Below are 12,445 nucleotides of genomic sequence, written 5' to 3'. Positions count from 1 at the left end.
TGGGCTGCGCGCTCGGGTGACGATGCCCCGGCCTGTGCTTGACATGGCCCCGCCGCTGGGCCGCTTTTCGGGCCAGTCAGCGGGGATCGGGCTGCTTCTGGCGGCGATCCTGGGCTTTACCTTGATGGATGCGACGGCCAAGCACCTGACCCAGACCTATCCCGCAGGTCAGGTGATCTGGGCGCGCTTCATGGGCAACCTGCTGATTTTCGCGCTGATCTTCCACCGTCACCTGCCCCGGCTGATGCGGACGCGGCAGCCAGGGCTGCAATTCGCGCGCGCGCTGATGCAACTGGGATCGGTCGGGCTTTTCTTCACCTCGCTGGCCTATATCGGGCTGGCCGAAGCGACCGCCATCATGGATCTGAACCCGGTCCTGATCACGCTTGGCGCCGCCCTGTTTCTGGGCGAAAAGATCGGCCCGCGCCGGGTCGCGGGAATTGTCGTCGCACTGTTCGGGGCCATGCTGATCATCCGGCCTGGCCTGGGCGTGTTTCAACCCGCAGCACTGCTGCCGCTGGCGGGGGCCTTCACCTTTGCGGCGGGTGCGCTGCTGACGCGGATGGTCCGGGCGGACAGCGTCGTGACCTCGGTCCTGTGGTCGGCGGTGGTGGGGACGGCGCTGACCAGCCTGGCCCTGCCCTTCGTCTGGAAACCGGTCGCTGCCGCTGATCTCTGGGCCTTCGGGCTGCTTGCGATCCTGGGCACGCTCAGCCAGTATCTTCTGGTGCGCGCCTTCTCTCAGGCCGAGGCCGGGGCGCTGGCGCCCTTCGGCTATACCGGACTGGTCTGGGCGGGGCTGTGGGGCTGGCTGTTCTTTGGCCAATTGCCCGATTTCTGGACGGTCGCGGGGGCTGCCGTGATCGTCCTGGCAGGGCTTTATGTCTGGTCGCGCGAGGCGCAGGCCGCGCGCGCCGCGCGGAGGGCCGGATGAGCGAGGACCGCCCCCGCCTTGCCGACCGCCTGGGCAACGCGGCCTTTCTGGTGCTGATGGGCGCCGTGCGCCTTCTGCCTTATGAACGGCGCATCCCGGCGATGGGCTGGATCTTTTCGCGGCTGCTGGCGCCGGTCGCGGGCTGGCGGCGGCGCATCCGCGCCAATCTGGAGATGGCTCGACCCGACCTGTCCAAGGCCGAGATCGCGGCGCTTCTGCGCGCGGTTCCCGACAATGCCGGGCGGTCCCTGGCCGAGATCTATTCGGGCGAGGAGTTCACCGCCCGCATCCATGCCTCGGACCCATTGGAGGGGCCGGGCCTGCCCGTGCTGGAGGAGGCCTTTGCGCAAGGCCGCCCGGTGATCCTGGCCTGCGCGCATTTCGGCAATTACGACGCGATGCGCGCGGCGCTTGCCGGACGCGGCTGGCCGGTCGGTGCGCTTTACCGGCCGATGAACAATCAGGCCTTCAACCGTCACTATGTCCCCGCCATCACCGCCATCGCCGAGCCGCTTTTCCCGCGCGGCCGGGCCGGCCTGGCGGCGATGCTGCGCTTTCTCAAGGGCGGAGGCTGGCTGGCCCTGGGCTTCGACCAGTATGACCAAGACGGGGCCGAATTGCGCTTTTTCGACCTGCCGACGCGGACCGTGCTGACGCCTGCCGAGTTGGCCCTGCGCTACGACGCCGTTCTGGTGCCCATCGCGGGGATACGCCTGCCCGACGGTCTGCGCTTTCGCGTCCATGTGGGCAAACCGGTCGCCAAGGCCAGCCCGGCCGAGATGATGCAGGCGCTGAACGACGATCTGGAGGTTCTGGTGCGCCAGCATATGGACCAGTGGTTCTGGGTGCATCGCCGCTGGAAATGAACCGGCCGACATGGAAAGGCCCCGCCGAGGCGGGGCCGTTTCGTTCATGCGGCCGGCCGTTCAGGCCCGGGCGACCTCGCGCGCAGGGGCAGCTTCTTCGCGGCGGGCGCGCAGTTCCTCGGCCACCAGGAAGGCCAGTTCCAGCGACTGGCTGGCATTCAGGCGCGGATCGCAGGCAGTGTGATAGCGGTCGGACAGATCCTCGTCGGTCACAGCCCGCACGCCGCCGGTGCATTCGGTCACGTCCTTGCCAGTCATCTCGAAATGCACGCCGCCGGGGATCGTGCCCTCGGCCTTGTGGATCGCGAAGAACTCGCGCACCTCGCGCAGGATCGAATCGAAGGCCCGCGTCTTGTAGCCGGTCGAGGACTTGATGACGTTGCCGTGCATCGGATCGCAGGACCAGACAACATGCGCGCCCTCGGCCTGGACGGTCTGGATCAGGCGCGGCAGGTGATCGCCGACCTTGCCCGCGCCGAAACGCGCGATCAGGGTCAGGCGGCCCGGCTCGTTTTCGGGGTTCAGCTTGGCCATCAGCACCTTGAGATCTTCGGCCGTGGTGGTCGGGCCGCATTTCAGGCCGATCGGATTCTGCACGCCGCGGCAGAATTCGACATGCGCGCCGTCGGGTTGGCGGGTGCGGTCGCCGATCCACAACATGTGGCCCGATCCCGCGACCGGCAGGCCGGTGGTCGAATCAATGCGTGCCAGCGCCTCTTCGTATTCCAGCAGCAGCGCTTCGTGGCTGGTGTAGAAATCCACCTTGGACAGCTGGTGCGCCGTCTCGGAATTCACGCCCGCCGCGCGCATGAAGGCCATCGCGTCGCTGATCCGGTCCGCGATGTCGCGATATTTTGCGGCTTCCGGGCCGCCCACGAAATCGGCGATCCAGCTTTGCACGCGCTGCATGTCCGCAAAGCCGCCCGTCGAGAAGGCGCGCAGCAGGTTCAGCGAGGCCGCGGCCTGCGTATAGGCCGCCAGCATCCGCTGTGGATCGGGGACGCGCGCTTCGGGGGTGAAGTCGAAGCCGTTGATGATATCGCCCCGGTAGCTGGGCAGTTCCTGACCGTTCACGATCTCGGTGGGCGCGCTGCGTGGCTTGGCAAACTGGCCCGCCATCCGGCCGACCTTGACGACCGGAAGCTGCGCGCCCCAGGTCAGCACGACCGCCATCTGCAACAGCACCTTGAACGTGTCGCGCAGGTTGTCGGCGCTGAATTCGCTGAAACTTTCGGCGCAATCGCCGCCCTGCAGCAGGAAGCTGCGGCCCGCGGCGACTTCGGCAAGCTGGGCCTTGAGGCGGCGCGCCTCGCCGGCAAAGACCAGCGGCGGGTAGCGGCGCAATTGCTCCTCGACCGCGGCAAGGGCGACCGGATCGGTATAATCGGGCATCTGGACGCGCGGATAGGCGCGCCAGCCAGCCTTGTCCCAGCTTTGGGTGGTGGCGGGTTTGCGAAGCTCCTGCGACATCTTCCATGCTCCTTGGGAAAAACGATGCGGTCCGTATAGTCGCTAACAACCGTCGTGGGAAGGCTTGACGGCATCTGAAGCCGCTTTGCGCAAAGGGCCAGGCAGACCCTTGTGACGGACCGGAAAGCTTGCTTCTGTGAGGAAGGAACCGCAGCCAAGACAGCCCTCATGCCATCGCAAAGACCGCGCCGATTCACCTTCCTGCTACTGGATCGATTTACCATGCTGCCCTTCACGGCAGCGATCGAACCCCTTCGGCTTGCCAACCGAGCCTCGGGGCAAACGCTGTATGAATGGCGCCTGGTCGGCCCGTCTGGCGATGTAGCCACCTGTTCAAACGGGACGCGGGTGCTGCTGGACGGCGGCTTGGAAGATGAAGCCCCACCCGGCCGGGACGAGGTCGTGATCGTCTGCGGCGGCACCGACATCGCGCGCGAGGCGACACGGCCGGTCCTGTCCTGGCTTCGCCGCCAGGCGCGCGGCGGCGCCCGGATCGGGGCGGTCTGCACCGGCGCCTGGATCCTGGCCGAGGCCGGGTTGCTGGAGGGGCGCAAGGCCACGATCCATTGGGAAAACCATGACGGCTTCGCCGAGGCCTTTCCGGGCGTCGATCCCTATCGGTCCGTTTTCGTGCAGGACGGCAACCGTCTCACGGCAGCCGGAGGCACCAGTTCCATCGACCTGATGTTGCACCTGATCGCCGAGGATCACGGAGACCAGATCGCCGCAGACGTGGCCGACCAGATGCTGCATACCGCGATCCGCACCGAACAGGACCGCCAGCGCCTGTCGATCCCCACTCGAATCGGCGTGCGTCATCCGCGCCTTGCCGCCGTCATCGCCCGGATGGAGGCCAATCTCGAGGAGCCGATCAGCCCGGCACAACTGGCGCAGGATGCGGGGATGTCCACCCGTCAGCTGGAACGCCTGTTCCGCCGCTATCTGAACCGCAGCCCCAAGCGTTACTATATGGAAACCCGTCTGGCCCGGGCGCGCAACCTGCTGATGCAGACCGAGATGTCGATCATCGAGATCGCGCTGGCCTCGGGCTTTTCAAGCCCGTCGCATTTCTCGAAATGTTACAGGGCGCAATATGGCAGCACGCCCTATCGCGAGAGGGGAACCTCGGCGCCACGGGGAAAGGAGGCGCCACGGGGAAAGGATTCCTTAACCTCTGTTAACCAGACGTTAACCTGTTGACGCTAGCACGGTGAAAAACGCGCATCGGCGCGTCGGTAACAACAGGCACAGGGGCAGCCGATGGAACGCGAGATTACCGTGCTGACGGTCAGTCAGCCGATCAATGTCGGCAGCGGCTCTCCACAGATGTTTGCGCCCTTCCATGGGCGAACCACGCCCTTCACGCTTGATGGGCCGGTCATCTCGACCATCTATCTGCTGGATGACGATGACCGTTTTCACAACAGTATCTATACCCCTGACGAAACCGGCCAGACCTTGACCCGTCCCGCCATGATCGGTTTCGGCGACAGCGCGACCACGCTGCCAATCGGCACGCAGCTGAACAATTTCATCGGCTCGATCATGGAGGACAGCCAAGGCAACCGCTTCGCGATGATCCTGCCGCGCCTCTTTGCCGCGAACGATGTCGGTGACGAGCTGGGCGACCGCCACAGCGTTCTGGTCTTTCCTCTGCCCGTCGCGACGCCGAGCGGGGTCGAAGTCTTTCCGCGCTTCGACCCATCGCTGCCGCTGCGCCAAGTCGCTGTTTACCAGATCGGGGGGAACGACAACGCGCTGGCCTACGCGCCGCCTCTGTCCCAAAGCCTGCCGGGCGACCCGCCGCCCTGTCTGGCCGAGGGCACGCTGATTCTGACCCGCACGGGTCTGCTGCCGGTCGAATCGTTGCGCCCCGGGATGCAGTTGATGACGCTGGATCACGGCTGGCAGAGCCTGATCTGGACCGGCAGCCGCCATCTGGATGCGCCTGCGCTGGACCTTTCTCCGCAGCACCGACCGATCCGGATCGAGCCGGGCGCGCTCGGCCCCGGGCAGCCCGCCCGCGCTCTGGTCGTGTCGCCCCAGCACCGGATCCTGTTGCGCTCGCGCATCGCGGAACGGATGTTCGGCAGGGCCGAAATCATGGCCCCGGCGCGCCATCTGCTTGGCCTGCCCGGTATCCTTGTCGATCGCCGCACCCCTGCCGTCACATACTGGCATCTGCTGATGCAGCGACACCAGATCCTGTTGACCGAAGGCGCCTGGACCGAAAGCCTGCTGCCCGGCCCACAGGCCTTGCGCGCCTTTGGCCCCCGCATGGCCTCGACGATCCGCGATCAGGCCCCGACCCTGGTCGCCGCGCCGATCCCCGCGCGCCACGTGCCTGCGGGTCATGCAACGCGGCGGCTGGTGCAGCGCCACATTGCCAATCCGGCCCGCGCTCTGGTCGAACCGACGCCGCAGACCGTTCCCTAGCTGTCCAGCCCGACCAGAGCACGGGCGAATTCCTGAGCATCGAATGCATCCAGGTCGTCAATCTGCTCACCCACGCCGATGGCATGAATCGGCAGGCCGAAGCGGTCGGCAAGGGCGACCAGAACCCCGCCTTTCGCGGTGCCGTCCAACTTGGTCATGACCAGTCCGGAAACATCGGCCAGCTTGCGGAAGGTCTCGACCTGGCTCAGTGCGTTCTGGCCAGTTGTGGCGTCCAGGACCAGCAAGGTGTTGTGCGGCGCCTCTGGATCCTTCTTGCGGATCACCCGGACGATCTTGGCCAATTCCGCCATCAGATCCTGGCGATTCTGCAACCGCCCGGCCGTGTCGATCATCAGCAGGTCGGCGCCCTCGGCCTCGGCCCGCACCATCGCATCATAGGCCAGGCTGGCCGGGTCGCTGCCCTGGGGCGCGACCATCACCGGCACCCCGGCGCGCTGCCCCCAGACCTGCAGCTGCTCGACCGCGGCTGCCCGGAACGTGTCTCCCGCCGCGATGACGACCGACTTGCCCGCGGCGCGGAACTGACTGGCCAGCTTGCCGATGGTGGTGGTCTTGCCCGCGCCGTTCACGCCCACGACCAGCACGACCTGAGGGCGTTTGGCATAGATCGGCAGAGGCCGGGCAACCGGCGCCATGATCCGGGCGATCTCATCGGCCAGAAGCCCGCGCAACTCGGCCGAGGACAGCCGCCGCCCCATCCGCCCCTCGGCGATGTTGGCGGTGACGCGCAGGGCGGTCTCGACGCCCAGATCGGCCTGCACCAGCATGTCCTCCAGCTCTTCCAGCATCGCGTCGTCCAGCACCCGGCGCGGCGCGGTCTCGCCATCGCTCCGCCCGAACAGCCGCCCCACCAGACCCGCAGACGCGGAGGCTTTGGCCGGCGCGGCCTCGGCCTCGCCCACGATCTCGTCCAGCCCCGCCCCGATCTTCGAGGAGGATCGAGTCAGCCGCTCTCGCAACTTCGAGAAGAACGCCATATCAAGTCCTTTCGCTAGCGCCCGGACCCTAGCGCGGACACGCGCAAAGGAAAAGCCGCCAGGCTTTTGCCTTGGGCCAAATACCCCTGGGAAAGTCCGCAGGACGGGGGGAAGCGCCCCCAGCCCGCAGCCTACCTTCGGGTGCCTCAGCCGCGTAGCCGCCGGATCAGACCGGCCAGCCGCAGGGTCGAGGCATCGTGCCCAGGCTCGCCTTGGCCCTTCAGCAAGGGTTCGACCTTCAGCGCCAGCTCCTTGCCCAGTTCCACACCCCATTGGTCAAAACTGTTGATCCCCAGGATCACGCCCTCGACAAAGACGCGATGCTCGTAAAGCGCCACGATCTGCCCAAGCGTGTGGGGTGTCAGTTGGTCGATGAGAAGCGTGGTCGAAGGCCGGTTGCCCGGAAAGACCCGGTGGCGGGCCTGGCGTTCAAGCTCGGCGCCTTCAAGCCCCTTGGCCGCCATCAGCGCGCGCGCCTCGTCCAGGCTGCGCCCGCGCATCAGCGCCTCGGACTGCGCCAGGCAATTCGCGGCCAGCAGGATATGATGATGCGCCAGATCAGGCTCATGCCCGCGCGCGGCCAGGATGAATTCGCAAGGCACGGGCGTCGTGCCCTGATGAATCAGTTGATAGAAGGCGTGCTGTCCGTTCGTGCCCGGCTCGCCCCAGACGACCGGCCCCGAGACGACCGGCAGATCGCTGCCATCCATCGCCACGCGCTTGCCGTTCGATTCCATCTCGAGCTGCTGCAAATAGGCGGGCAGGCGCATCAGGCGGTTGTCATAGGGCAGAACCGCACGGGTCGGATAGCCGCAGATCTGATGGTGCCAGATGCCCACCAGCGCCAGCAGAACCGGCAGGTTCGCCTCCAGCGGGGCGGCACGGAAATGCGCATCCATCGCGGCGCCGCCCGCAAGGAATTCGTCGAACCGCTCTGGCCCTACGGCCAGCATCAGCGACAAACCGATCGGCCCCCAGATCGAATAACGGCCGCCGACCCAATCCTCGAACCCAAAGACCCGCTCGGCCGGGATGCCGAAATCGGCGGCCCTGGCGGTGGCCGAGGACAGCGCCACGAATTGCGCGGCAGGGTCAGAGACCGAAGCCGCCATCCAGTCCCGGGCGGTCTGCGCATTCGTCATCGTCTCGATCGTGGTGAAGGTCTTCGAGGCAACGATGACCAGCGTGGTGGCCGGGTCCAGCCCCTTCAGCGTGTCGGCGATATCCGCGCCGTCCACGTTGCTGACGAAATGCGTGCGCGGCCCGTCATGCCAGGGCGCCAGCGCCAGCGCGGCCATGGCCGGCCCCAGATCCGAGCCGCCGATGCCGATATTGACGACATCGGTGATCCGCCCGCCTTGCCCCGCAAAGCCGCCCTCGCGGACCGCGCGGGCAAAGGCCGACATGCGCGCATGGGTCTCGCGCACAGCGGGCATCACGTCCTGACCATCCACGACCACGCGGCCCGACAGGTTGCGCAACGCGGTGTGCAGGACGGCGCGGCCCTCGGTCTCGTTGATCTTCTCGCCCGAGAACATCGCCTCGCGCCGCGCCTCGACCGCCGCATCGCGCGCCAGCGTCAGCAGCAGGTCGCGCGCCCCCGCGTCGATCGTGGTCTTGGAATAATCGAGCACCAGCCCGTCGGCGCTGGCCGAAAACACCTCGGCGCGGGCAGGATCGGCGGCGAACAGCGACTCGATGCGCCTATCTCCCTGCGCCCGACGATAGGATTGCAGACGGTTCCAGAGATCTGACATGGCGGTCCTCATTCGGCCCAGTGGACGATGGCCTGGTCAAGGAAGGCGCGGATCGGCGCCTCGATCGGATCGAGCTTCTGCGCGCGCTCCAGCGCCTCGCGCTTTTCGGGCCCCATGATGAGCACATGAATGTTCAGCGCCTCGGCCAGAACGGGGCGCGTCAGGGTGATGCGCGGCTCTTCCGCGCCCTCGGCACGGATCGCCATGACCGGGGGCGCGTCGAGAGCCATCGCGGCCGCCAGCTGATCGGCGCCGGGAAAGAGGCTTGCGGTGTGCATGTCGTTGCCCATGCCCAGCAGCACCACCGTCAGCGGCAGATGCGGCGCCAGCCGCGCGGCCAGCGCCTCGGTCGCCGGATCGGGCGAGGCATCGCCTGTGTAAAGGTCGATGTAATGCGCCGCGGCCGCCTTGTCCTTCAGCAGATGCCGCCGCAGCAGGCGCGAATTCGACCGCTTGTGATCGCCATCCACCCAGCGTTCATCGCCCAGCACGACCGTCACGCGGTCCCAGTCCAGATCGGTGCCCGACAGCGTCTCGAAGACCGGCGCGGGCGAGGTTCCGCCCGGCACGCAGAGCGTGGCGCGTTCGTTGCTGCGCAGATGCTGCGCCAGTTGCGAGGCGATGCAATCCGCCAGCGACAGGGCCAGCATCTCGCGGTCGGGATAGTTTCGGAATTCCATGCTCATGACCTGATCTCCCTCCAGCGGCGATTGTCGCGATGCATCAGGCGCAACGCTTCGTCGGGGCCCGAGGATCCGGGGTCATAGGGTTCGGGGCGGCGCTTGCTGTCCTCCCAGGCGTTGATGATCGGATCGGTCCAGGCCCAGGCAGCCTCGACCTCGTCGCCGCGCATGAACAGGGTCTGGTTGCCCCGGATCACATCCATGATCAGCCGCTCATAGGCATCGGGCATGTCCGCCCCGTCGGGGCCAAGCGCATCGGCGAAGGACATGTCCAACGGCACCTGCACAAGCCGCATCCCCCCCGGCCCCGGCTCCTTGATCATCACCTTGAGGTTCATGCCCTCATTCGGTTGCAGGCGAATGACAAGCTCGTTGGCCTTGGGCTGGCCGCTATCGTCAAAGATCGAATGCGGCGGTTCCTTGAAGATGATGGCGATTTCCGAGGTGCGCGCGCGCAGCTTCTTGCCGGTGCGCAGGTAGAAAGGCGTGCCCTGCCAGCGCCAGTTCGCGATGCGGACCTTCATCGCCACATAGCTTTCGGTGCGCGATTCGGGGTTTTCGGCATCCTTGAGGTAATCGTCATCATGGCCGCGATACTGACCGCGCACGATATCCTGGGGCGGCACGGCCTCAAGCGCGCGGATCACCTTGAGCTTTTCATCACGCACGGCGTCGGGGTCGAAATGATAGGGCGGCTCCATCGCGATCAGGCAGAGCAGCTGCATCAGATGATTCTGCACCATGTCGCGGATCGCCCCGGACTTGTCGTAATAGCTGCCACGCCCGGCCACGCCGACGGTTTCGGCCACGGTGATCTGCACATGGTCGATGAATTGCGCGTTCCACAGCGGCTCAAACAGCACGTTGGCGAAGCGGACGGCCATCAGGTTCTGGACGGTTTCCTTGCCCAGATAATGGTCGATCCGATAAATCTGATGCTCGTGGAAATGCTGCGCCAGCGTCGCATTCAGTGCCCTTGCGCTGGCCAGATCGCGGCCAAAGGGCTTTTCGACCACGATACGGCTGTCATCATCCGCGATCCCGTGCCCGGCCAGCCGCTCTGCAATATCGCCAAACAGCGCCGGCGCGACCGAGAAGTAGAAGGCATGGACCGCGCCGGGGCGCATCCGGGCTTTCAGTTCCTGCCAGCCACCCTCGCCCCGCGCGTCGATGGCGACATAGCCCAGCAGCGACAGGAATTCGGCCAGTTGCGGATCCTCGCCGGTCACGCCGCCGAATTCGCGGATCGCGCCCGCGGCCTCGGCCCGAAAGGCATCGTCGTCCTGGGCTGTGCGGGCGGCGCCGATGATGCGACTGGTCGCCGGGATCTGCCCGGCCTTGAAGCGCCGGAACAGGCCCGGCAGAATCTTGCGGTGGGCCAGATCGCCCGTGGCACCGAAGATCACCAGATCGAAATCATCGACCGGAATGACGCGCGAGACCATGCTGTCCTCCTTGTGGATCGGCTTCGCCTTATCTTTTGTTAGCGTTAACATCAACCGGGTTCAATCTTCACGGCACGCGCCAACCGCGGCAGGCGGCAGCGTTTGAGCATTTCGGCCATGTCCATGCCGCCCCCAAGGGCAGAGACCCGTGCGCGCGCGGCCTCCAGCGCGGCGCGCACGGCAACCGGATTGCGACGATGCAGCTCCAGCAGGAACGCGTCGGGATGGATGGCCCGCAGCCCCAGCCCGGCCATGATCCGGGGCGGGAAATCGCGCAGATTGGCGGTCACGATCAGATCGGCGCGACCTGCCAACGCGGCCTCGACCACATGGCGGTCGGAGGGGTCGGGAAAATCCAGATCAATCGCGGCAATGCCCTGCCCGTCGCATTCCGCCTGCGCAAACCGCAGCCGCAACAGCGCGATCTCGGCCCCGGCCACCGCAGCGGCCTCGTCACCCAGGCGCGCGGCGGCATGGCGCCATTCCGCGAGGATGCGCGCCGACCACAAAGGCTGGAACAGCCCCGCCCAAGCCAGATCCGACAGGATCTCGCGCAGGATGGTGGGGTAAAGCACGTTGGCGTCCAACAGGGCGCGCATCAGTCCAGCCGGAAGAACAGGGCCTTGAGATAGCCCGTCTCGGCCAGCTGCGGCAGGGTCGGATGATCCGGCCCGGCCTGCCCGGTATGAATCAGCACGCCACGCCGCCCACCACGCCCGATCCCGCGCGCGCTGACATTGCGGAACGCGGTCAGGTCGGCGGCGTGGCTGCAACTGCACAGGCCCAGATAGCCGCCCGGCGCGACCAGAGGCGCAGCCAGCTTCGCCACCCGCTCATAGGCGCGAAGGCCCGCATTCAGCGCGGGTTTCGAGGGCGCGAAGGCGGGCGGATCGCAGATTACCACCTCGAATCGCCGATCCTCGGCGGCCAGCGCCTCAAGCGCATGGAAGGCATCGGCGCGCATGATCTCCAGCCGGTCTCCGGCGCCCATGGCCTGCGCGCCCTGCTGCGCCAGTTCCAGCGCGGCCGCGCTGCCATCGACGCACAGCGCGCTGGAGGCCCCGCCCGCCAGCATCGCCAGCCCGAAGCCGCCGACATGGCTGAACACGTCCAGAACCGCGCCGCCTCCCGCCAGCCGCTGCGCAAAGGCATGGTTCGGCCGCTGGTCGTAGAACAGCCCGGTCTTCTGCCCGCCCATCAGATCGGCCATATAGACGGCGCCGTTCATCGTCACCGGAACCGGCCGTTCGGGGGCAGCGCCACGCAGAACCTCCATCCGCTCGTCCAGCCCCTCAAGCCCGCGCGCCCGCCCCTGCCCGTTCAGGATCACCGTCTTGACGCCCGTGACGGCGATCAGCGCATCCGCGATGGCATCGGCCATCCCGTCCGCCCAAGCGGCGTTGGGCTGGATCACGGCATGATCGCCGAAACGGTCGATGACCAGACCGGGCAGCCCGTCAGCCTCGGCATGGACCAGCCGGTAGAAGGGCGCATCATGCAGTCGCTCGCGCAGGGCCAGCGCGCGCGACAGGCGCGACTCCAGCCAAGCCGCGTCGATGCGCGCCCCGGGATCGGCGTCCATCACCCGCGCCACGATCTTCGAGTTGGGATTGACCGTCACCAGCGCCAAGGGACGCCTCTCGGCATCCTCCAGCACGGCCAGCGCGCCGGGCGCAAGGCCGCGCGTGCGCCGGTCCAGCACCGCCTCGTCGGCATAGACCCAAGGAAAGCCGTGGCGGATGGCCTGGGGCTTGGATTTCGGACGCAGGCGGATGACGGGCAGGTCGGACATGACGGGATTCCTTTCCCGGCCGATCTGACACGCGCCGCCGCGTCAGACAAGCCGCAGCCGCAGC

At 67.0% G+C, this 12,445-nt stretch carries 11 protein-coding genes; 4 read left to right on the top strand and 7 right to left on the bottom strand.

All coding sequences use genetic code 11. From position 1 onward, the window contains the following. The first annotated feature begins 43 nt into the window (after window positions 1–43). Window positions 44–934, top strand: a complete 891-nt coding sequence (locus KY389_RS06635; RefSeq protein ID WP_246587998.1) for a DMT family transporter — start codon at window positions 44–46, stop codon at window positions 932–934. After that, complete coding sequence (locus KY389_RS06630; protein ID WP_219830073.1) at window positions 931–1,800, top strand: lysophospholipid acyltransferase family protein; 870 nt, start codon at window positions 931–933, stop codon at window positions 1,798–1,800. The genes KY389_RS06635 and KY389_RS06630 overlap by 4 nt, the downstream gene beginning before the upstream one ends. Before the next feature lie 60 nt (window positions 1,801–1,860). On the opposite strand, the gene KY389_RS06625 is transcribed toward KY389_RS06630, so the two are convergent. Next, window positions 1,861–3,270 (bottom strand): class II 3-deoxy-7-phosphoheptulonate synthase, encoded by a 1,410-nt coding sequence (locus KY389_RS06625; RefSeq protein ID WP_219830072.1) that lies wholly within the window; start codon window positions 3,268–3,270, stop codon window positions 1,861–1,863. A 168-nt stretch (window positions 3,271–3,438) separates the two neighbouring features. Between KY389_RS06625 and KY389_RS06620 the strand changes: the two genes are divergently transcribed. Both KY389_RS06620 and KY389_RS06615 read left to right on the top strand, forming a co-directional pair. After that, window positions 3,439–4,470 (top strand): GlxA family transcriptional regulator, encoded by a 1,032-nt coding sequence (locus KY389_RS06620; RefSeq protein ID WP_219830071.1) that lies wholly within the window; start codon window positions 3,439–3,441, stop codon window positions 4,468–4,470. 60 nt (window positions 4,471–4,530) lie between these two features. After that, complete coding sequence (locus KY389_RS06615; protein ID WP_219830070.1) at window positions 4,531–5,706, top strand: Hint domain-containing protein; 1,176 nt, start codon at window positions 4,531–4,533, stop codon at window positions 5,704–5,706. On the opposite strand, the gene ftsY is transcribed toward KY389_RS06615, so the two are convergent. The 6 genes from ftsY to KY389_RS06585 all read right to left on the bottom strand — a co-directional run bounded on the left by ftsY (window position 5,703) and on the right by KY389_RS06585 (window position 12,381). Further along, a complete protein-coding gene (gene ftsY / locus KY389_RS06610) occupies window positions 5,703–6,704 on the bottom strand; it encodes a signal recognition particle-docking protein FtsY (RefSeq protein ID WP_219830069.1) in 1,002 nt (333 codons plus the stop codon). The two genes, KY389_RS06615 and ftsY, sit on opposite strands and share 4 nt — an antisense overlap. 146 nt (window positions 6,705–6,850) lie before the next feature. Continuing rightward, complete coding sequence (gene pgi / locus KY389_RS06605) at window positions 6,851–8,461, bottom strand: glucose-6-phosphate isomerase (protein WP_219830068.1); 1,611 nt, start codon at window positions 8,459–8,461, stop codon at window positions 6,851–6,853. A gap of 8 nt (window positions 8,462–8,469) precedes the next feature. Then, entirely contained in the window at window positions 8,470–9,141 is a 672-nt protein-coding gene (gene pgl / locus KY389_RS06600) for a 6-phosphogluconolactonase (protein WP_219830173.1), read from the bottom strand. 2 nt (window positions 9,142–9,143) lie between these two features. Next, window positions 9,144–10,589, bottom strand: a complete 1,446-nt coding sequence (gene zwf / locus KY389_RS06595; RefSeq protein ID WP_219830067.1) for a glucose-6-phosphate dehydrogenase — start codon at window positions 10,587–10,589, stop codon at window positions 9,144–9,146. Window positions 10,590–10,639: 50 nt separating this feature from the next. Continuing rightward, the gene (locus KY389_RS06590) at window positions 10,640–11,188 is read right to left on the bottom strand and encodes an RSP_2648 family PIN domain-containing protein (protein WP_219830066.1); all 549 of its coding nucleotides are present in this window, start codon (window positions 11,186–11,188) and stop codon (window positions 10,640–10,642) included. Beyond that, window positions 11,188–12,381, bottom strand: a complete 1,194-nt coding sequence (locus KY389_RS06585; protein ID WP_219830065.1) for an RSP_2647 family RNA methyltransferase — start codon at window positions 12,379–12,381, stop codon at window positions 11,188–11,190. The genes KY389_RS06590 and KY389_RS06585 overlap by 1 nt, the downstream gene beginning before the upstream one ends. Window positions 12,382–12,445 lie beyond the last annotated feature (64 nt).

Origin of the sequence: Paracoccus bogoriensis, assembly GCF_019431455.1 — a bacterium.
Classification (GTDB): domain Bacteria; phylum Pseudomonadota; class Alphaproteobacteria; order Rhodobacterales; family Rhodobacteraceae; genus Paracoccus; species Paracoccus bogoriensis.
This window is presented reverse-complemented; position numbering and strand designations above follow the sequence as displayed.